Here is a 19,409-nt window from a genome sequence, read left to right on the forward strand (position 1 = left end):
GTTTCCCGGAAAACCTTTTGCACGGACCTGGGGATTTCCCCCTTCTCTTAATTGATTATGAAAGGAAAGATAGGGGTGGTTGTAGTGCTGTGGATAACGAGGATTACCGTTTTCCCACCGCTGTCCCCAGGTCCGCATTTCCGCACATATCGCAATGTGGAAATCTTTGACGGAACCTTTCTGAATCGGCGGAGAGACGAAATTCATCATGTCATTACAGATACTTGCCCTGGGCAACCCGCAGAACGACTCTGTGCATAACTCGTGGGAAACTTTCGCTTGCGCCGTGTGACGGGCGATTCCTTCACAACCGGTTTTCGGCGCCCGGGATTCCGCGCACAGGGGACAACGACTTGCCAACCGTGGGAAAACGGGGTCATACCCCGGTCGGAACCGCGCCGGCTGTGGATCATGTGCCGGTTTTCCCGCGTTTCTCCACATCGACCAGGGGAGGAATCGCCATGACGAAGCCTGCCGAGCGGATCTCGATCCTGCTCGTCTCCGATTCCACCGGCGAGACGGTCAGCGCCGCGGTCCGGGCCGCGATCAGCCAGTTCGGCTGCGTCGAGCCCCATCTCGATCTCTACCCCTTCGTGCGCAGCCGCGCCGATCTCGACCGGATCGGCCCCGAGGTGCGGGCCCGCGCGTCGCTGCTCGCCTTCACCGTGGTCGACCCCGATCTGAAGCAGGCGGTGGTCGAGCTGGGCCAGGCGGCCGCGATCCCCTGCGTGCCGCTGCTCGACCCGCTGTTCGACGGCATCGCCCGCGTGCTTGGCGTGGCGCCGTCGATCCGGCCGGGGCGGCAGTACCAGGTCGACACCGAATATCTCGACCGGATCACCGCCATCGACTACGCGATCTCGCACGACGACGGCGTGACCGAGGACTATCTGCTGTCCGCCGACGTGATCCTGGTCGGTGTCAGCCGCACCTCCAAGACGCCGACCTGCATCTATCTCGCCTACCAGGGCATCAAGGCGGCGAACGTGCCGCTGGTGCCGGCGCAGGATCCGCCGCAGGAACTGATGACCGCGCTGCGCGCCGGGGTACCTGTGGTCGGGCTCATCGCCAGCGCGGCGCGGCTGGCGCAGGTCCGGCAGACGCGGCTGCGCGCCCTCGGCCAGCCCGCCAGCCGCGATTATTCCGAGCGCGAGCGCATCGAGGAGGAACTGGTCGCCGCCCGCCTGTTCTTCGACCGCTACCAGGTGCCGGTGATCGACGTCACCCGCCGCTCGATCGAGGAAACCGCGGCCTCGGTCCGCCAGATGATCGGCGCGCGGCGATGACCGGGCCCGCGACACCCGGGCGCGAACTGGTGCTCGCCTCGGGCTCGGCGGCGCGCGCGGCGATGCTGCGCGCCTGCGGCGTGCCGCTGCGGGCGCAGCCGGCGCGCGTCGACGAGGCCGCCGTCAAGGCCGCGATGCTGGCCGAGGACGCCCCGGCCCGCGACATCGCCGACACCCTGGCCGAGCTGAAGGCGCAGCGCGTGGCGCAGAAGCACCCGGACGGGCTGGTGCTGGGCGCCGACCAGGTGCTGGTGCAGGGCGGCACGCTCTACGACAAGCCGGCGGATCTCGACGCGGCGCGGGCGCAGCTTCAGGCGCTGCGCGGCAAGGCGCACGAGCTGCTGTCCGCGGCGGTGGTCTACGAGGCCGGCCGCCCGGTCTGGCGCCATATCGGCCGCGCGCAACTGGTGATGCGGGAGTTCTCCGACGCCTTTCTGGATGCCTATCTCGACCGGCACGGCGATGACCTGCTTGCCACAGTCGGGTGCTATAAGCTCGAGGCCGGCGGGGCCTGCCTTTTCTCCCGTGTGCAGGGTGATTATTTCTCGGTCCTGGGACTGCCCCTGCTCGAGGTGCTGCAGTTCCTGAGAACGAGGGGAGTGATGCAGGAATGACAGACAGCGCGCCGCCACTGGCCGGCGTGGTCGGGTGGCCCATCGCTCACAGCCGATCGCCCGTCCTGCACAATCACTGGCTGCGCCGCTATGGCATCGACGGATACTACATCCCCATCGGTCTGCATCAGCAGAATTTCGAGGACGGCATCCGCGCACTGCCGAAGCTGGGCTTTCGCGGCGTCAACGTGACGATCCCGTACAAGGAAACCATCCTGGCGCTGGCCGACACCGTGTCCGACCGCGCCTCGCTGATCGGCGCCGCGAACACCGTCACCTTCCGCGAGGGCGGCGCGATTCACGCCGACAACACCGACGGCGCCGGCTTTCTGGAAAGCGTCCGCGCCGGCGCGCCCGACTGGTCGGCGAAATCCGGACCGGTGCTGGTGCTGGGCGCCGGCGGCGCGGCGCGGGCGGTGGTCTCGGCGCTGCTGAACGCCGGCGCGCCCGAGGTGCGCATCGCCAACCGCACCCGGCAGAAGGCCGAGATGCTGGCCGAGCATTTCGGCGGCCGCATGGTCCAGGTCGACTGGGAACGCGCCGCCGACGCCGCCGACGGCGCGCGGCTGATCGTCAACACCACGGCGCTGGGGCTGACCGGCAAGCCGCCGCTGAACCTGTCGCTCGACGCGGCCCCCGACGGCGCGTCGGTGGTGGACATCGTCTACAATCCGCTGGAAACCGCGTTCCTGGCCCGCGCCCGCGCCCGCGGCCTGAACGCGATCGACGGCCTGGGGATGCTGCTGCACCAGGCCGCGCCGGGGTTCGAAAGCTGGTTCGGCGTCAAGCCCGAGATCGACGACGCGCTGCGCCGGGCCGTGCTGCCGGCGTGAGCCGCCGGCCGTTCCGCCTGGGCCTGACCGGCTCCATCGCCATGGGCAAAAGCACCACCGCGCAGATGTTCCGCGACGCCGGGGTGCCGGTCTGGGACGCGGATGCCACCGTGCACCGGCTGTACCGCCCCGGCGGCCCGGCGGTCGCGCCGGTCGCGGCGCTGGTGCCGGCGGCGCTGCGGGACGGCGGCATCGACCGCGACGCGCTGTCGGCGGAACTCCGGCGCGACCCGGCCCTTCTGCCCCGGCTGGAGCGGATCGTGCACCCGCTGGTGCGGCGCGACCGCGGCGCGTTCGTCGCCGCCGCCACCGCCGACGTGGTGGTGCTCGATATCCCGCTACTGTACGAGACCGGCGCCGAGGCGGACTGCGACGCCGTCGTCGTCGTCACCGCACCCGAGGCGGTGCAGCGCGCCCGCGCGCTGGCCCGTCCCGGCATGACCGTCCAGCGGTTCCGCGCGCTGCTGCAGCGGCAGATGCCCGACGCCGACAAACGCGCCCGCGCCGATTACGTCATCGACACCGGCCGGGGCCTTGCAGCCGCGCGTGCAGACGTCCAGTCTGTGCTGCAGAACATCAGGGGCAGCCATGCGTGAGATCGTCCTCGACACCGAAACCACCGGCCTGAACCCGGACGAGGGCCACCGTATCGTCGAGATCGGCGGGGTGGAACTGTTCAATCACATGCCCACCGGCAACACCTATCACCAGTACATCAACCCGCAGCGCGACATGCCCGAAGAGGCCTTCGCGGTGCACGGCATCAGCGCCGAGTTCCTCGCCGACAAGCCGGTCTTCACCGAGATCGCGCAGCAGTTCCTCGACTTCATCGGCGACGCGAAGCTGGTGATCCACAACGCCGCCTTCGACGTGCGCTTCCTGAACGCCGAACTGGGCTGGTGCGGCAAGCGCCGGCTGGCGCCCGATGTCGCCCTCGATACGCTCGAGATCGCCCGCAAGCGCTTTCCGGGCGCGCAGAACTCGCTGGACGCGCTGTGCCGGCGGTTCGCGATCGACAATTCGAACCGCACGCTGCACGGCGCGCTGCTCGATTCCGAGATTCTCGCCGAGGTGTATCTGGAGCTGATCGGCGGCCGCCAGCCGGGCCTGGTGCTCAGCGTGGTCTCGGGCGGCGGCGGCACGGCCGACGCCGGCCGCGACTACACCCCGCCGCCGCGGCCGCGCCCGCTGCCGCCGCGCGGCACCGAGGCCGAGGCCGCCGCGCACGCGGCCTTCGTGGCCGATCTGGCCGAGGGCGGGCTCTGGCCGGGCTGAGCCGCGGTCCGACGGTCGCCATGTTCGACTGCCCGGCGCCGTCGATTTCCACGACCTGAAATACCGGACCCGTGCTGCACCGGCATCCTTCGCCGCACAATCCGCACGCCGCCGCGATCGGAACCCCGAACGCGACCGGGCCGCAGGCGTATCGCCCGCGGCCCGGTCGCGTATCGCCGCGTGCCGTCGCGGACCGGCCCCGGCCTACTGCTGTGGCGTGTCGGGGCCGTTGCCGTCGGCCTTCTGCGCCGCCTGCCGGCGCATCAGGTCCTGCACGTACAGTTGCTGGAAATCGATGTTGTCGACGTTCAGCGGCGGATAGCCGCCGTCGCGGGTGATGTCGCCGATGATCCGGCGCACATAGGGAAAGATCATCCGCGGGCACTCGATCAGCAGGTAGGGGTGCAGCTGGTTGTCGGGCACGTTCTCGACCCGGAACTGGCCGCCGTACTCCAGCTCCATCACGAACACGACCGCGTCCTGGGCCTTGTTCTCGACCTTGGTCTTCAGGATCACCTCGTACTGGCTGTCGCCGGACTTCTTGGCGTCCAGCGCGACCTGCACCTGCACCTGGGGCTGGCCCTCGATCTTCTGGCCCTTCTGGATCGCGATGTTCTCGAACGACAGGTCGCGAATGTACTGGGCCAGCACCTGCATCTTCGGGCGGGCCGGCTGCTGACCGGGCTCGGCGCCGGCGGGCTGCTGCGGGGCGGTGTCTTGTTCGGCCATGGGTTCCTCGCGGATACAGTGTAAACTCGCTCGCCTCGCGGTCTATCGCCCTAGCGCTGCCGCGTCCACCCGCTGCTGCCGCGCGGGCCGTCCTCGTCCACCTCGTCGGGGTCCAGCCGCTGGTATTCGGCGTCGATCGGGCCGTCGCTGCCGTCACCGGCACCCGGATGCGCGCCCGGCCCCGGGCCGGCGGGTCCGCCGCCGGTGCGGAACACCGCGACCTTCCCCGAGATGTTCGCGGCGGCGCTGCGGATGATCGACGCGCGCACCGGCGGCAGCAGCAGCAGGAAGCCGACGGTGTCGGTGAAGAAGCCCGGCGTCAGCAGCAGCGCGCCGGCGAACAGGATCATCGCCCCGTGCGCCAGCGTCGCGGTGGGGTTCTCGCCGGCGTTCATCCGCCGCTGCAGCTCGGCCAGCGTCGCCAGCCCCTGCGCGCGCATCAGCGCCGTGCCGGCGATCGCGGTCAGCACCACCACGGCCAGCGTCGGCCACAGGCCGATCCAGCCGCCGACCTGGATGAAAAGCGCGATCTCGACGATCGGAACCGCGACGAAGGCCGCGAACAACAGCGCGGTGAACCTGCCTCGTGCCAAATTGCCTCCCCTCTGCCAATGGACTTGGCCTGACTGACCCCCTACATAGGTAACATGGCGTCCCGTCGCCACCGTTCAGCCACGCGAAACACGAAAGGGCACTTATGGGCTCGCAATTGATCCAGATCCTGGTCCTGGCGGGTGTTGCCCTGTTCCTGATCCTGCGGCTGCGCGACGTGCTGGGCACGCGCGGCGGCTTCGAGAAACCGCTGGGCGGCCGCACCAAGCCCGAGGTCGAGCGGTCACGCAGCTTCGAGGTCATCGACGGCGGCGGCACCGATCACGACATCGCCGATCACGTCGATCCGGAAAGCCCGGCGGCGCAGGCGCTGGCGCAGATGAAGCAGGCCGAACCCGGGTTCTCGGTGTCGGAATTCGCTCACGGCGCGCGCCAGGCCTACGAGCTGATCCTGATGGCCTACGAGAACGGCGAGCTGGACACGCTGGAGCAGTTCCTCGCCCCCGAGGTGTACGAGAGCTTCTCGTCGGCGGTGTTCGCCCGTGCCGACAGGGGCCTGACCGTCGATGCGAATTTCGTGGGCATCCGCGAGCTGAAGATCGTCGGCGCCAATTTCGACCCCGACACGCGCGAGGGCGACGTCTCGGTCCGCTTCGTGGGCGAGCTGACCTCGGTCGTGCGCAACCCCGACGGAGAGGTGGTCGAGGGCGACCCGCAGGAGATCAAGCGCCAGAAGGACGTCTGGACCTTCAGCCGCGTGATGGGCAGCGACAGCCCCAACTGGTTGCTGGTCGCCACCGGCGGCTGACCCCGTGGGATGGCGTCCGGGCGCAGAAAACCCCGCCGACGTCTGACCGAGGACGAACGCGCCCTCTGGGACCGGTTCAGCGCCACGCTGACGCCGATCGAAAAGCGCCGGCGCGACACAGGCGCAGGCACCGGCGTGCCCGAGCCGCGGAACCGTCCCTCACCCCCCGAAGCGACGACGCCGCCGCGGGCCGAGCCGCCGCCACTGCCACCGCCACAGATCCCGCGCCCGCAACAGACGCCGGCGAAAGGCCGCGTCCGCGTCAGCCTCAGCCCCGATCCGATGGACCGCCTGCGCACCGCGCCGCCGCGCATGGACGCCAAGACCTTCGGCCGGCTGAAACGCGGCAAGCTGGCGCCCGAGGCGCGGATCGACCTGCACGGCATGTCCGCGCAGCGTGCCCACGCGGCGCTGCGCATGTTCCTCGCCGATGCCTATGCACGGGAAATGCGGCTGGTGCTGGTAATCACCGGCAAGGGCCGGCGCGACCATCCGATGGACCCGCCCGCGCGCCAGGGCGTGCTGCGCAACGAACTGCCGCACTGGCTGGCGCAGCCGCCACTGTCGGCGCTGGTGCTGCAGACTTCCCCGGCGCATGACCGGCACGGCGGCGGCGGGGCCTATTACGTGTATCTCAGGCGGCGACGCTGAGCGCGCCTCGGCGGCCTACATCACCGCGTGCAGCGCGGACTGCCGCGGATCGTGCACCGGCCGGAAGCCCAGCGCCTCGGCAAGCCGCGAGCCCTGCGGCGTGACCGGGTTGGTGAAGATCGGGCACTCGTTCCAGCCGCACAGGTCCAGCCAGGTCGCCACCTTCAGCAGCGCCGCCTTGGCCTTGCCGCGCAGCACGAAGCACCAGGCGAAGATCGCCACCACCGATTGCGGGTTGTCGGCCAGATGCGCCATGTCGGGGGCGCGGGCGTCGAAGCGGTCCTCGTGCAGGGCCTTCAGCCCCGCGTCGTTCAGGAACAACAGCGCGAACACGCCCGAGGTCTTGCCCTTGCCGTCCTCGACCTTCCAGATGCTGAAGCCCTGCTTGGCATGCACGTCGCGCACGGTCTCGACCGAGGCGATGCCGTCGCCAAGGACGTCCGAGATGTAGCGGTGCAGATCCGCGATCTCGACGCTGTTCGCCGGCGTGACGTTGATGTCGACGGTGCGGCGGCGATAGCTGGAGAGCGTGCGGATCTTGGGGATCGAGTCCCGCGTGGACATCGTTTCCACATTCGGCATTAGGATGCTGCCCCCGAAATACTTTCCGCACGTTTACACTAAAGTCATCGGTTGTGTCACGCGATTCGAAAATGCCTCAGACGCGAAGCGTGCGGATTGCAACACCCGATCGCGGCGATCTCAGCGCGGCGAACGTTTCGCCAGGATGCGCTGCAGCGTGCGCCGGTGCATGTTCAGCCGCCGCGCGGTTTCACTGACATTGCGGTCGCACAGCTCGAACACCCGCTGGATGTGCTCCCATTTCACCCGGTCGGCGGACATCGGGTTCTCGGGCGGCGGCGGCTTGTCCTCGCCGCGGGCCAGCAGCGCGTTGGTGACGTCGTTGGCGTCGGCCGGCTTCGACATGTAGTCGGTGGCGCCGATCTTCACCGCCGCGACCGCGGTGGCGATGGCACCGTACCCGGTCAGCACCACGATGCGGCTGTCGGGGCGCTTCTCGCGCAGCGCCTCGACCACGTCCAGCCCGTTGCCGTCCTCCAGCCGCAGGTCGATGACCGCGTAGGCCGGCGGGCGGGTGGCGGCGACCGACTTGCCCTCAGCCACGGTCTGCACCGCGGTGGGCTCGAAGCCCCGCTTCTCCATCGCACGGGCGAGCCGGCGCAGGAACGGCTCGTCGTCGTCGACCAGCAGCAGGGACCGGTCCGGGCCGAGGTCGCTGAATTCGGTGTCGGGCATTGTTGTTATCCTTTGCCGTTTACGGATCATTATGCGCCGCGGCCGGCAGCGTCAAAGGGAATGGCGCCTGCGCCGGCGGCCGGCGCTGCGGCGGTGGAACGCCGCATCCTTGCGCCGCAGCCAGCGGATCAGCGCCGCAAGCTGCGGATGCGCGCGCAGCGCCCCGGGCGTGGCGTAGTCGCGCGCCAGTTCGGCCTCGGTCAGCGTGGCGTGGATCTCGTTGTGGCAGATCTGCGGACTTATGTAGCAAACGCACCAAGCTATTCGTCGCGCAGATTGCTTTCGTGGATTTCGACAACCGTGTAACCCTTGGGGTCTCCATCAATTCGCTGAACGTGCACATCCACAACAAACACCAGATTGAGCGGGTTTTCCTCGCCCTGCATCATCTTTTCTTTCAAGTCTTGGATGCTTTGACGGAAATATACCGGCAGAATTTTATCTGACACCTCAGGGATGCGCCCGCGATCACCTGTCCTGCCCTTCTCTTTGCCGGGGCCGCGGTTCGCTTGCTCTAAGAACAGCATCACCTCACTACGGATACCGCTTTCGGTTGGGTCTGGTACTACTTTTGGTGCTGGCAGTGCGATGGCCTGCTCCATGTTAATGGACGCTTTGTTTATTTCAGCTTCATCGAAATTGTATTCGACAACCGTGCGCTTATCGCCATCGATCTTATCGTAACGCGCATGTTTGACGCCTAGCCGCGCGCCCGTTTTGCCCGTGAGGGGCTTCATAAACTCTTTAAGGTCTGCGGCGTCCTCTTTCGTCGGCGGTTCCAGTTTTTGAACTTCATCGCGCTTGCCAGAAAAGTAGCTGATGCCTCGCCAGACGCGGTTCGCAAAATCTGTAACGATCATGCCGCCATCCATCAGGGCAATGCCGCCCATCATAATTCCGTAGGGGGCAATCTCAGCAATAACAGACCCTGTTTCCAGCCGCGTGACGAACAATTTGGGCGCTGCCTCATCATTGCTGCGGTAGTGCCGCTCGTACATTCGGGCCAGAGAGGCAAAGCTGTCCGCGAGGTCTCCCAATCCGACTGGCTCACCTGGATCAAGTGTGATTACAAGCCGGTCCCCATGTTCTTCAACATCGTAAGAAACCATTTCAGAGCCTCACTTCTGTGACCTCAATTGCAGCCATACATTGCAGAAAGAAAGCCATAGTAAAAACGCCACGGCTGATCTTGTTCGCAATGTTTTTTTCGTTCTCCTGAACGCCAATTTTTTCAAGTAAATCAGATAATTGGGCGTATGTCACACCCTTTCTCTTGAGTTCGGACCTAAGTAAATTCTTAGCTCGGCTCGACCATTCTGCGTCTGTTTGCGCTTTCGGCATATCACTACCTCGGTGGTTAAATCCCTATTTATAGGGATATAGCCCTTGTAATGATGCTTTGTAACCCCTATTTATAGGGTATAGGCATCATAGGTAATGATAATGGCACAGCACTTCCTTCTCAGCGCAGCCGCCCGGACGCTTTCCCTGAAAGCGATCTACAAGGCGGGCGAGGAAGCTGCTTACGAGACGTTCAAGAACATCCGCTGGGCTTCTACCGGCGGCGAGGCTGTTTGCCCCCGCTGCGGTTGCTGTGAGGCTTATGAGATTGCCACCCGCCGCAAGTTCAAGTGTCGCGCCAAAGAGTGCCGTCACCAGTTTTCCGTGACCTCGGGCACCATCTTCGCCAGCCGCAAACTGGACTTCGTGGATCTGCTGGCCGCGATCTGCATCTTCGTCAGCAACGCCAAGGGCATGTCCTCGGTTCAGTTCTCCCGCACCCTTGACGTCCAGTACAAGACGGCTTGGGTTCTGGCCCACAAGCTGCGCGAGGCGCTGGCGGGTGAGATTGCAGACGCCCGCCTGGATGGCGAAGTTGAGATTGACGGCGCGTACTTCGGTGGCCACGCCCGCCTGGAGAACCGCAAGGAAGACCGCAAGGACCGCCGCCGGACCGAGAACCGTCCGACCACCCGCCGCGTGGTTGTCGCCCTCCGTGAGCGCATGGGCCGCACCCTGCCGTTCGTTCGCAAGCAGGAAGCCGAGGGCGTGGAAATCGCCTTCGACAAGCTGGACCCCGCCGCATCGATCTACGCCGACGAGGGCCACCACTGGGACACTCTGGAAGACACGTTCGGCGGTGGCCGCGTGAACCACTCGGTCGAGTACAGCGCCGGTCACGGCAAGCACACCAACTGGGTGGAAAGCTACTTCTCCCGCCTGCGCCGCATGGTGTCGGGCCAGCACCATTGGGTTTCGCCCAAGTACCTGCACCAGTACGCCAACCACGCCGCTTGGCTGGAAGATCATCGCGAGACGGGCAACAAGGGCCTGACATTGCGCGCCCTCGGCAATGCTCTGGCCGCGCCGGTTAGCCGGGACTTCAAGGGCTACTGGCAGCGTGCGGTTTAACGAAAAGAATCAAGACGAGACTCAAATCGCAATTATTGTCAACGATAAAATCATAGACCGGGTGGCATTATCTGCTATACTCTGATTCGTGGAGAATGCGGTAAAGCCCACGTCCGCCATCATTGGCCGAAAGGCCTTTGGGTGCTTAGGGGAGCTTGTGGGTCCCCCTCCACCTACTTGAAATATCCGATTTTACTGAAATCTCGAAGAACCTCCGCGCCCCGCAGTTTGGAACGGCTCATCTTACTTGTCCTGTAGAACGTCCGTAAGAAAATTCCGGTGTCTGCATCATCCCTTGCCATGACAGCATAGTGGCATCGCTTTGGCTGGGGGTGATCATGCAATACACCAACTATTTGCATGGGCGCTCCCCTGTCGTGTTGCCTATAAAAGTCTCCATACTTTACCAAGTTCTTTATAATTAAAGCACTTTCTGGAGACATGGAGTGATCTGCGTGGTGCCGAATTTTCATCGCGTCTCTGTGAGATACCAGCACTCGACTAGATGCCCAGCCGAGCTTTATCCTGACTTCGGATGGTATCCGCCCGATGTGCACTAAGGATTCAGGCGGGAGCCGCCCGCAGAAGAGACTAAAAAGACTTTGGTCGTCTGGATCGATGTGAAGCACAGGTTGTGGATATCACTAAAACTACTAAGAGTCTCCTAGACTTGACACCACACCCGCCCCTCATGCGTCACCAGCCCCGCGCGCTGCATAGCGTGTAGCGCCACATACACCCGCTTGTAAGCCTGCTTGTACATCAGGCCGGGGCTCTGCGCCGCCACTGCCCGCGCCAACTCTGGCCCGGTCTTTGGGCCTTCCCTCAGTTCCCCTAGCAGCGCCGTGCGCAGCTTGTTGCGGGCGAAGTGCTTGGGCACCTTCTGCGGGACGTAGTAGTCGCCGGGGTCCACGCCACGAAGGCGCAACAGGGCCTCCACGTGCGCAAGCCCGTCCTGGCCCTCACGGATTATCTCGGCCCGCAGGTGCAGTAGCGCCGTTGTGATGCTAGTATCGGATATGCGGCCCAAGCGGATGTTTTCCATAGGCCGATATTGGCATATCGGTATGCGCCGCGCTTGGTGCTTTTGCTACATAAGGCCGCAGATCTGGTGCAGCAACACCGTCGGCCCGCCCTTGCCGCCCTTCAGCTTCGGCACCAGGTGATGCACGCTTTGTTTCGCGTGCGGCGGGATCGGCCGGCCGCACAGCGCGCAGATCGGATCGTCCTGCTGCTGGTCATCCGTCATCGCTCTGTTATACGCGCGCCATGGGCGAGCGGATCAAGACCGATGTCTGCGTGATCGGCGGCGGGCCGGCGGGGCTGATGGCCGCCGAGGCCGCCGCCGGGCAGGGTGCGCGCGTGCTGCTGGCCGAGCAGAAGCCGACGCTGGGCCGCAAGTTCCTGATGGCCGGGAAATCCGGGCTGAACCTGACCATGGACGAGCCGGACCCCGCGTTCCGCGCCCGCGTCAGCGCCGGCATGGCGCTGGACCGGGCGCTGGCCGATTTCGGCCCGGCGCAGGTGCAGCAGTGGGCGCGCGGCCTGGGGCAGGCGGTGTTCACCGGATCGTCGGGGCGGGTGTTTCCTTCGGCGATGAAGGCCTCGCCGCTGCTGCGCGCCTGGATCGCCCGGCTGGAAGGCGCGGGCGTCGATCTGCGCACCCGCTGGCGCTGGACCGGGGGCCGGGCCTTCGACACGCCCGGAGGCGTTCGGGAGGTGGCGGCAGGCGCCGTCGTTCTGGCGCTGGGCGGCGCAAGCTGGGCGCGGCTGGGCAGCGACGGGCGCTGGGCCGGGCTGCTGCCGGGCGTGCCGCTCAGCCCGTTCGGCCCGTCGAACGTCGGCTTCGCGGTCGACTGGTCGCCGCACATGGCCCGGCATTTCGGTTCGCCGGTGAAACCCGTCACGCTGACGGCGGGCGATGCGTCGGTGACCGGAGAGTTCGTCGTCTCGGCCCGCGGCATCGAGGGCAGCGCGGTCTATGCCGTCGCGCAGCCGCTGCTGGCCTCGGGCAGGCTGTTGCTGGACCTGATGCCGGGGCAGGGCGCGGCGCAACTGGCCGAACGCCTGTCCCGCAGGCGCGGCAAGGCCAGCCTGGCGAACCACCTGCGCCGCGCGATCCGGCTGCAGGGGGTGAAGGCCGCGCTGCTGCGCGAGTCGGGGCCGCTGCCCGACGCCCCCGCGGCGCTGGCCGCGCGCATCAAGGCGGTGCCGCTGGCGGTCAGCGGTCCGCGGCCGCTGGACGAGGCGATCTCGACCACCGGCGGCGTGCCGCTGTCCGAACTGACCGAGGATCTGATGCTGCGCGCCCGTCCCGGTACCTTCTGCGCCGGCGAGATGATCAACTGGGACGCGCCCACCGGCGGCTACCTGATCACCACCTGCCTGGCCACCGGGCGGGTGGCCGGTCTCGCCGCCGCACGCGCGGCCTTGCCCTGACTGGGGGCCCGCGTAAGGTGGGCGAAAACACCGGGAGGGATCGCCGATCATGGCAAGCCGCAAGTACACGCGCGACGAGGCGCTGAGCTACCACCTCGAACCCACGCCCGGAAAGCTCGAGGTGCGCGCCTCGGTGCCGATGGTTACCCAGCGCGACCTCAGCCTGGCCTATTCGCCCGGCGTCGCCGTCCCAGTCGAGGAGATCGCCCGCGATCCCGGCCTGGCCTACGACTACACCTCGAAGGGCAACATGGTCGCCGTGATCTCGAACGGCTCGGCGATCCTGGGGCTGGGGAACCTGGGCGCGCTGGCCTCGAAGCCGGTGATGGAGGGCAAGGCCGTCCTGTTCAAGCGTTTCGCCGACGTCAACGCGGTGGACATCGAACTGGACACCGAGGACGCGGACCAGATCATCCAGGCCGTGCGGCTGATGGGACCCAGTTTCGGCGGCATCAACCTCGAGGACATCAAGGCGCCGGAATGCTTCATCATCGAGCAGACGCTCAAGGAGCAGATGGACATCCCCGTCTTTCACGACGACCAGCACGGCACCGCGGTGATCTGCGCGGCCGGGCTGATCAACGCGCTGCGGATCTCGGGCAAGAAGATCGAGGACTGCCGGATCGTGCTGAACGGTGCCGGCGCCGCCGGGATCGCCTGTCTCGAACTGCTGAAGTCGATGGGCGCGCGGCACGAGAACTGCATCATGTGCGACACCAAGGGCGTGATCTGGCAGGGCCGCACCGAGGGCATGAACCAGTGGAAGTCGGCGCACGCGGTCAAGACCGGGCTGCGCACGCTGGCCGAGGCGATGGAGGGGGCGGACGTGTTCCTGGGCGTCTCGGCCAAGGGCGCGGTGACGCCCGCGATGGTCGCGTCGATGGGCCCGAACCCGGTGATCTTCGCGATGGCCAACCCCGACCCGGAAATCACCCCCGAAGAGGCGCGCGAGGTCCGCGACGACGTGATCGTCGCGACCGGCCGGTCGGACTATCCGAACCAGGTGAACAACGTGCTGGGCTTTCCGTACCTGTTCCGCGGCGCGCTGGACGTGCATGCCCGCGCGATCAACGACGAGATGAAGATCGCCTGCGCCGAGGCGCTGGCCCGGCTGGCGCGGCAGGACGTGCCCGACGAGGTGGCGATGGCCTATGGCCGCAAGCTGACCTTCGGGCCGGACTACATCATCCCGACGCCGTTCGATCCGCGGCTGATCTACACGATCCCGCCGGCGGTGGCGAAGGCCGGCATGGACACCGGCGTCGCCCGTCGCCCGATCATCGACATGGAAGGCTACGAGCATGCGCTGAAGGCGCGGCTGGACCCGACCGCCTCGATCCTGCAGGCGCTCTATGCCCGCGCCCGGCGCGAGCAGGCCCGGATCGCCTTTGCCGAGGGCGACGACGAACGGGTGGTGCGCGCCGCGGTCGCCTTCGCCCGCGCCGGCCTGGGCACCCCGGTGGTGGTGGGACGCCCCGAGCAGGTGCGCGAGTTCCTGGCCGCCGCCGGCATGCCCGAGGCGGTCGACGAGATCGAGGTCGTCAACGCCGCCACGGTTGACGACCTGCCGGCGATGACCGGCACGCTGTACGCGCGGCTGCAGCGCCAGGGCTTCGACCAGCGCGACTGCCACCGGCTGGCGTCGCGCGACCGGCATGTGTTCTCGTCGCTGCTGGTGCACCACGGGCTGGTCGACGGCATGGTGACCGGCGCGACGCGGAAGTCGGCGCAGGTGCTGTCGCTGGTCGGGCACGTGTTCGACGTCGACCCGGGCCACGGCGCGGTCGGGATCACCGCCGTGCTGCTGGGCGGGCGGCTGGTGCTGATCGCCGACACCTTGGTGCACGAATGGCCCGAGGAAGAGGACCTGGCCAACATCGCCGAACGCTCGGCCGCCGTCGCCCGCACCCTGGGGCTGGAGCCGCGCGTCGCCTTCGCCAGCTTCTCGAACTTCGGCTATCCGGTGTCCGAGCGCGCCGAGAAAATGTCCCGCGCCAACGAGATCCTGATCGAGCGCGGCGTGGATTTCGAGCACGACGGCGAGATGACCGTGGACGTGGCGCTGAACATGGACGTGATGCGGCAATACCCGTTCTGCCGGCTGTCCGAGCCGGCAAACATCCTGGTGGTGCCGGCCCGGCATTCGGCCTCGATCAGCGTCAAGCTGCTGCAGGAACTGGGCGGCGCCACCGTCATCGGTCCGATCCTGACCGGGATCGACAATCCGGTGAAGATCTGCGCCATCAGCTCGACCGTCAACGACATCCTGAACATGGCGGTGATGGCGGCGTGCAAGGTGGGCTGAACCGATGGCATACCGCCTGAAGCGCAAGGAGTCGGCGCAGAAGGCGCTGCGCCGGATCGCGGCCGAGCAGCTCTGCAAGGGGCTGGACGAGCTGCGCGACGACGCGCTCGGCCGCGATGCGGCGGTGCACCAGGTGCGCAAGCGCTGCAAGAAGCTGCGCGGCCTGTTCCGGCTGATGCGCGGCGCGATGGACCCGGACGACTTCGACCGCGAGAACGCGCACTACCGCGACACCGCCAGGCTGGTCGCGGGCCTGCGCGAGGCGGCGGTGGCGATGAAGACCCTGGACGCGCTCGAGCCGGCCGCGGACCCGGACCAGCGGGTCGCGCTGCTGCGCGCCCGCGAGGCGCTGCCGCAGCCCGACGACACCGGCGGCGACGACGCGCAGGCGCAGCTGGACGCCTTCGCCGCCGCGCTCGAGGCCGGCCGCGCCCGGCTGGGCGGCATCTCGCTGTCGGCCCGGCGCTTCGACGCGGTGGCGCCGGGGCTGCGCCGGACCTACGCCCGTGGCCGGAAGGAAATGCGCGCCGCCCGCGACAGCCGCGCGGTCGGCGACCTGCACGACTGGCGCAAGCGGGTGAAGTACCACTGGTACCACGTCCGGCTGTTGCAGAACCTCTGGCCCGAGCCGATGCACGCGCGCCGCCGCGAGATGTCGCGGCTGTCGGACCTTCTGGGCGACGATCACGACCTTGCCGATCTGGACGCCGCGCTGCCGGACGACACCGGGCTGGACCCGCTGCGCGGGCTGATCGCCGGCCGCCGCCGCAGCCTGCAGGACGCCGCCTTCACCCTGGGCGCGCGGGTGTACGCCGAGACGCCGAAGGCGCATGTGGCGCGGATGCAGGGCTACTGGCAGGCCTGGCGCGGCTGAAACCGGCGGCCGGTGAGGGCCGCGACCGGGCCGCAACCGGGCCCTGGCCAGAAAAAAACCGCCGGCGGGGGGACCTGCCGGCGGTTTGCTTTGCTCTCGGGCCGGGGCGCGTCAGGCGCCCTTCATGCCTTCCCAGAAATTGCGGACCTTGGAAAAGAAGTCCTGGCTCTCGGGGCTGTTGTTCTTGCCGCCGGCCTCGAACTCCTTCAGCAGGTCCTTCTGCTTCGGCGTCAGGTTCACCGGCGTCTCGACCGCCAGCTCGATGTAAAGGTCGCCGAACCCGGTGCCGCGCAGCATCGGCATGCCCTTGGCGCGCAGCCGCAGCTGCTTGCCGGACTGCACGCCTGCGGGCACCTTGACCCGGCTGCGGCCGCCGTCGATGTTCGGCGCCTCCAGCTCGCCGCCCAGCGCGGCGGTGGTCATCGACACCGGGATCCGGCAGAACAGATTCGCCCCGTCCCGCTCGAAGATCGGGTGATCCTCGACCTCGATGAAGATGTAGAGGTCCCCGGACGGCCCGCCGCGCAGCCCGGCCTCGCCCTCGCCGGCCAGCCGGATGCGGGTGCCGGTCTCCACCCCCGGGGGGATGTTGACCGACAGCGAGCGGTCCTTCTCGACCCGGCCGGCGCCGCCGCAGGCGACGCACGGATCCTTGATGATCTGGCCCTTGCCGGCGCAGGTCGGGCAGGTGCGCTCGACGGTGAAGAAGCCCTGCTGCGCGCGCACCTTGCCCATCCCCGAACAGGTCGGGCAGGTGGCGGGCTCGGACCCGCCCTCGGCGCCGGTGCCCGCGCACACGTCGCAGGCGATCGAGGTCGGCACGCTCAGCCGGGTCTGCTTGCCGCGATAGGCGTCCTGCAGGCTGATCTTCAGGTTGTAGCGCAGGTCCGCGCCGCGCCGCGCGCGCTGGCCGCCGCCCGGACGCCCGCCGCCGCTGGCGAAGTTGCCGAACAGATCGTCGAACACGTCCGAGAAGGCGCTGGCGAAATCCGCCCCGCCGGGGTGGAAGCCGCCGCCGGCGCCGCGCGGCCCGTTCGAGCCGTTCTCGAACGCGGCATGACCGAACCGGTCGTAGGCCGCCTTCTTCTCGGCGTCCTTCAGCACGTCGTAGGCCTCGTTGACCTCCTTGAACTGCGCCTCGGCGTTCGGGTTGTCCGAATTGCGGTCGGGGTGAAGCTCCTTCGCCTTGCGGCGATAGGCCTTCTTCAGCTCGTCCGCGTCCGCATTCCGGCCGACGCCCAGGATGTCGTAGTAATCAGGCTTCGCCATTCAGCTGCTCCGTGAACGGAAAACCGGCCCGCCTCGCGGGCGGGCCGGCGCTCCGGATTCAAGCTCAGGACGACTTGCGCTCTTCGCCGTCGACATCCTCGTACTCGGCGTCAACCACATCGTCGTCGCTTTCGTCCACCGGCGAGGGTTCGTCGGTCGCGGCCTTCTCGGCCTCTTCCTGCTGCGCCTTGTAGATCGCCTCGCCCAGCTTCATCGACGCTTCCATCACGTCCTGGCTGCGGGTCTTGATCTTCTCGGCGTCCTCGCCCTCAAGCGACTCCTTGAGGTTCTTCAGCGCCATCTCGATCGCCTCGACGGTGGTCGGATCGACCTTGTCGCCATGCTCCTCGACCGATTTCTCGGTGTTGTGCACAAGGCTCTCGGCCTGGTTCTTCGCCTCGACCAGCTCGCGGCGGCCCTTGTCGGCCTCGGCGTTCTCCTCGGCTTCCTTGACCATGCGCTCGATGTCGTCGTCGGACAGCCCGCCCGAGGCCTGGATGGTGATGTTCTGTTCCTTGTTGGTGCCCTTGTCCTTCGCGCTCACGGACACGATGCCGTTGGCGTCGATGTCGAAGGTCACCTCGATCTGCGGCACGCCGCGCGGCGCGGGCGGGATGTCCTCAAGGTTGAACTGGCCCAGCAGCTTGTTGTCCGCGGCCATCTCGCGCTCGCCCTGGAAGACGCGGATCGTCACCGCGTTCTGGTTGTCCTCGGCGGTCGAGAACACCTGGCTCTTCTTCGTCGGGATCGTGGTGTTGCGGTCGATCAGCCGGGTGAACACGCCGCCCAGGGTCTCGATGCCCAGGCTCAGCGGGGTCACGTCCAGAAGCACCACGTCCTTGACGTCGCCCTGCAGCACGCCGGCCTGGATCGCCGCGCCCAGCGCGACCACCTCGTCCGGGTTGACGCCCTTGTGCGGCTCCCTGCCGAAGAACTTGGTCACTTCCTCGACCACCTTGGGCATGCGGGTCATGCCGCCGACCAGCACCACCTCGTCGATGTCCGAGGTCGACAGGCCGGCATCCTTCAGCGCCGCCTTGCACGGGTCCATCGAGCGCTTGATCAGGTCGCCCACCAGGCTTTCCAGCTTGGCGCGGGTCAGCTTCAGCACCAGGTGCAGCGGCTGCCGGGTCTCCGGGTCCATCGAGATGAACGGCTGGTTGATCTCGGTCTGGCTCGACGAGGACAGCTCGATCTTGGCCTTCTCGGCGGCCTCCTTCAGGCGCTGCAGGGCCATCTTGTCCTTGGTCAGGTCGACGCCGTTCTCCTTCTTGAACTGCTCGGCCAGGTACTCGACGATGCGCATGTCGAAGTCCTCGCCACCCAGGAAGGTGTCGCCGTTGGTCGATTTGACCTCGAACAGGCCGTCGTCGATCTCCAGGATGGTGATGTCGAAGGTGCCGCCGCCAAGGTCGTAGACGGCGATGGTCTTCGACTCCTTCTTGTCCAGCCCGTAGGCCAGCGCGGCCGCGGTCGGCTCGTTGATGATGCGCAGCACTTCCAGGCCGGCGATCTTGCCGGCGTCCTTGGTCGCCTGGCGCTGGGCGTCGTTGAAGTAGGCGGGTACGGTGATCACGGCCTTGTCGACCTTCTCGCCCAGATAGGCCTCGGCGGTTTCCTTCATCTTCTGCAGGATGAAGGCCGAGATCTGCGACGGCGCGTAGTTCTCGCCCTTGACGCGCACCCACGCGTCGCCGTTGTCGCCCTCGACGATCTCGTAGGGCACCATGTCCTTGTCCTTCGCCACGACGGGGTCGGACAGGCGGCGGCCGATCAGGCGCTTGATCGCGAACAGCGTGTTGGTGGGATTGGTGACGGCCTGGCGCTTGGCGGACTGGCCGACCAGACGCTCATCGTCGGTGAACGCGACGATCGAGGGCGTGGTCCGCGCCCCTTCCGAATTCTCGACGACCTTGGCCTGGCTGCCGTCCATGATGGCGACGCAGGAGTTGGTGGTTCCAAGGTCGATCCCGATGACTTTCGACATGACTTTCCTCTTCCGGCGATTGCGAGGCCGGATCCGCGGTGCGGCCCCCGGACCTCATCCCTGATGTTTTCAGGGGTTTGCCACGGTGGCGACACCCCTGATCCGGTCCGGTATATAG

The 19,409-nt window shown here is 67.2% G+C and carries 20 protein-coding genes and 1 pseudogene; 11 read left to right on the forward strand and 10 right to left on the reverse strand.

Annotated elements, in window-relative coordinates; genetic code table 11:
• The first annotated feature begins 461 nt into the window (after positions 1-461).
• Genes GE300_RS13855 through dnaQ form a run of 5 tightly spaced genes read left to right on the forward strand, consistent with a single transcriptional unit; the run spans position 462 to position 4,008 of the window.
• Positions 462-1,286 (forward strand): pyruvate, water dikinase regulatory protein, encoded by an 825-nt coding sequence (locus GE300_RS13855; protein ID WP_154447161.1) that lies wholly within the window; start codon positions 462-464, stop codon positions 1,284-1,286.
• Positions 1,283-1,900, forward strand: a complete 618-nt coding sequence (locus GE300_RS13860; RefSeq protein WP_154447162.1) for a Maf family protein — start codon at positions 1,283-1,285, stop codon at positions 1,898-1,900. Before GE300_RS13855 ends, GE300_RS13860 begins: the two co-directional genes overlap by 4 nt.
• Positions 1,897-2,733: a shikimate dehydrogenase gene (locus GE300_RS13865; RefSeq protein ID WP_154447163.1), complete on the forward strand. Its 837-nt coding sequence runs from the start codon at positions 1,897-1,899 to the stop codon at positions 2,731-2,733. Before GE300_RS13860 ends, GE300_RS13865 begins: the two co-directional genes overlap by 4 nt.
• Complete coding sequence (gene coaE / locus GE300_RS13870; RefSeq protein ID WP_325063234.1) at positions 2,730-3,329, forward strand: dephospho-CoA kinase; 600 nt, start codon at positions 2,730-2,732, stop codon at positions 3,327-3,329. Before GE300_RS13865 ends, coaE begins: the two co-directional genes overlap by 4 nt.
• Positions 3,322-4,008, forward strand: coding sequence for a DNA polymerase III subunit epsilon (dnaQ, locus tag GE300_RS13875; RefSeq protein WP_154447164.1), 687 nt, complete (start codon positions 3,322-3,324; stop codon positions 4,006-4,008). Before coaE ends, dnaQ begins: the two co-directional genes overlap by 8 nt.
• Before the next feature lie 204 nt (positions 4,009-4,212).
• On the opposite strand, the gene secB is transcribed toward dnaQ, so the two are convergent.
• A complete protein-coding gene (secB, locus tag GE300_RS13880) occupies positions 4,213-4,737 on the reverse strand; it encodes a protein-export chaperone SecB (RefSeq protein ID WP_154447165.1) in 525 nt (174 codons plus the stop codon).
• A 50-nt stretch (positions 4,738-4,787) separates the two neighbouring features.
• Entirely contained in the window at positions 4,788-5,330 is a 543-nt protein-coding gene (locus tag GE300_RS13885; protein WP_233417022.1) for an FxsA family protein, read from the reverse strand.
• Positions 5,331-5,434: 104 nt separating this feature from the next.
• On the opposite strand from GE300_RS13885, the gene GE300_RS13890 reads away from it, so the two are divergent.
• Both GE300_RS13890 and GE300_RS23710 read left to right on the forward strand, forming a co-directional pair.
• Positions 5,435-6,097, forward strand: coding sequence for a Tim44/TimA family putative adaptor protein (locus tag GE300_RS13890; RefSeq protein ID WP_154447166.1), 663 nt, complete (start codon positions 5,435-5,437; stop codon positions 6,095-6,097).
• Between the two features lie 282 nt (positions 6,098-6,379).
• The gene (locus GE300_RS23710; protein WP_325063235.1) at positions 6,380-6,748 is read left to right on the forward strand and encodes a Smr/MutS family protein; all 369 of its coding nucleotides are present in this window, start codon (positions 6,380-6,382) and stop codon (positions 6,746-6,748) included.
• 15 nt (positions 6,749-6,763) lie between these two features.
• On the opposite strand, the gene GE300_RS13900 is transcribed toward GE300_RS23710, so the two are convergent.
• From GE300_RS13900 to GE300_RS13915, 4 genes are all read right to left on the reverse strand, one after another.
• Positions 6,764-7,312: a hypothetical protein gene (locus GE300_RS13900; RefSeq protein ID WP_154447168.1), complete on the reverse strand. Its 549-nt coding sequence runs from the start codon at positions 7,310-7,312 to the stop codon at positions 6,764-6,766.
• A 138-nt stretch (positions 7,313-7,450) separates the two neighbouring features.
• Positions 7,451-8,005, reverse strand: a complete 555-nt coding sequence (locus tag GE300_RS13905) for an ActR/PrrA/RegA family redox response regulator transcription factor (RefSeq protein ID WP_154447169.1) — start codon at positions 8,003-8,005, stop codon at positions 7,451-7,453.
• A 260-nt stretch (positions 8,006-8,265) separates the two neighbouring features.
• On the reverse strand, positions 8,266-9,114 hold the full coding sequence (locus GE300_RS13910; RefSeq protein ID WP_154447170.1) for a hypothetical protein: 849 nt from the start codon (positions 9,112-9,114) through the stop codon (positions 8,266-8,268).
• Position 9,115: 1 nt separating this feature from the next.
• Positions 9,116-9,346: a DUF6471 domain-containing protein gene (locus tag GE300_RS13915; protein WP_154447171.1), complete on the reverse strand. Its 231-nt coding sequence runs from the start codon at positions 9,344-9,346 to the stop codon at positions 9,116-9,118.
• Between the two features lie 102 nt (positions 9,347-9,448).
• Here GE300_RS13915 and GE300_RS13920 point away from each other — a divergent pair, with 102 nt between their 5' ends.
• Positions 9,449-10,417 (forward strand): IS1595 family transposase, encoded by a 969-nt coding sequence (locus tag GE300_RS13920; RefSeq protein ID WP_154447172.1) that lies wholly within the window; start codon positions 9,449-9,451, stop codon positions 10,415-10,417.
• 664 nt (positions 10,418-11,081) lie between these two features.
• Here GE300_RS13920 and GE300_RS13925 read toward each other — a convergent pair.
• Both GE300_RS13925 and GE300_RS13930 read right to left on the reverse strand, forming a co-directional pair.
• On the reverse strand, positions 11,082-11,447 hold the full coding sequence (locus tag GE300_RS13925; RefSeq protein ID WP_154447173.1) for a PadR family transcriptional regulator: 366 nt from the start codon (positions 11,445-11,447) through the stop codon (positions 11,082-11,084).
• A 72-nt stretch (positions 11,448-11,519) separates the two neighbouring features.
• A pseudogene (locus tag GE300_RS13930) lies at positions 11,520-11,666 on the reverse strand (HNH endonuclease); the annotation flags it as partial.
• Positions 11,667-11,686: 20 nt separating this feature from the next.
• Here GE300_RS13930 and GE300_RS13935 point away from each other — a divergent pair.
• From GE300_RS13935 to GE300_RS13945, 3 genes are read left to right on the forward strand one after another with little or no spacing between them, the layout of a single operon-like run.
• Complete coding sequence (locus GE300_RS13935) at positions 11,687-12,856, forward strand: TIGR03862 family flavoprotein (RefSeq protein WP_154447174.1); 1,170 nt, start codon at positions 11,687-11,689, stop codon at positions 12,854-12,856.
• A gap of 49 nt (positions 12,857-12,905) precedes the next feature.
• Positions 12,906-15,161 carry an NADP-dependent malic enzyme gene (locus GE300_RS13940; protein WP_154447175.1) on the forward strand — a complete coding sequence of 752 codons (2,256 nt, stop codon included), beginning with the start codon at positions 12,906-12,908 and terminating at the stop codon, positions 15,159-15,161.
• A 4-nt stretch (positions 15,162-15,165) separates the two neighbouring features.
• The gene (locus tag GE300_RS13945) at positions 15,166-16,035 is read left to right on the forward strand and encodes a CHAD domain-containing protein (protein WP_154447176.1); all 870 of its coding nucleotides are present in this window, start codon (positions 15,166-15,168) and stop codon (positions 16,033-16,035) included.
• A 111-nt stretch (positions 16,036-16,146) separates the two neighbouring features.
• Here GE300_RS13945 and dnaJ read toward each other — a convergent pair whose 3' ends face one another.
• Positions 16,147-17,304 carry a molecular chaperone DnaJ gene (gene dnaJ / locus GE300_RS13950; RefSeq protein WP_154447177.1) on the reverse strand — a complete coding sequence of 386 codons (1,158 nt, stop codon included), beginning with the start codon at positions 17,302-17,304 and terminating at the stop codon, positions 16,147-16,149.
• A 64-nt stretch (positions 17,305-17,368) separates the two neighbouring features.
• The gene (gene dnaK / locus GE300_RS13955) at positions 17,369-19,291 is read right to left on the reverse strand and encodes a molecular chaperone DnaK (protein ID WP_154447178.1); all 1,923 of its coding nucleotides are present in this window, start codon (positions 19,289-19,291) and stop codon (positions 17,369-17,371) included.
• Positions 19,292-19,409 lie beyond the last annotated feature (118 nt).

The organism is Halovulum marinum (assembly GCF_009697225.1).
In the GTDB taxonomy this organism is placed as follows: Bacteria; Pseudomonadota; Alphaproteobacteria; order Rhodobacterales; family Rhodobacteraceae; genus Halovulum; species Halovulum marinum.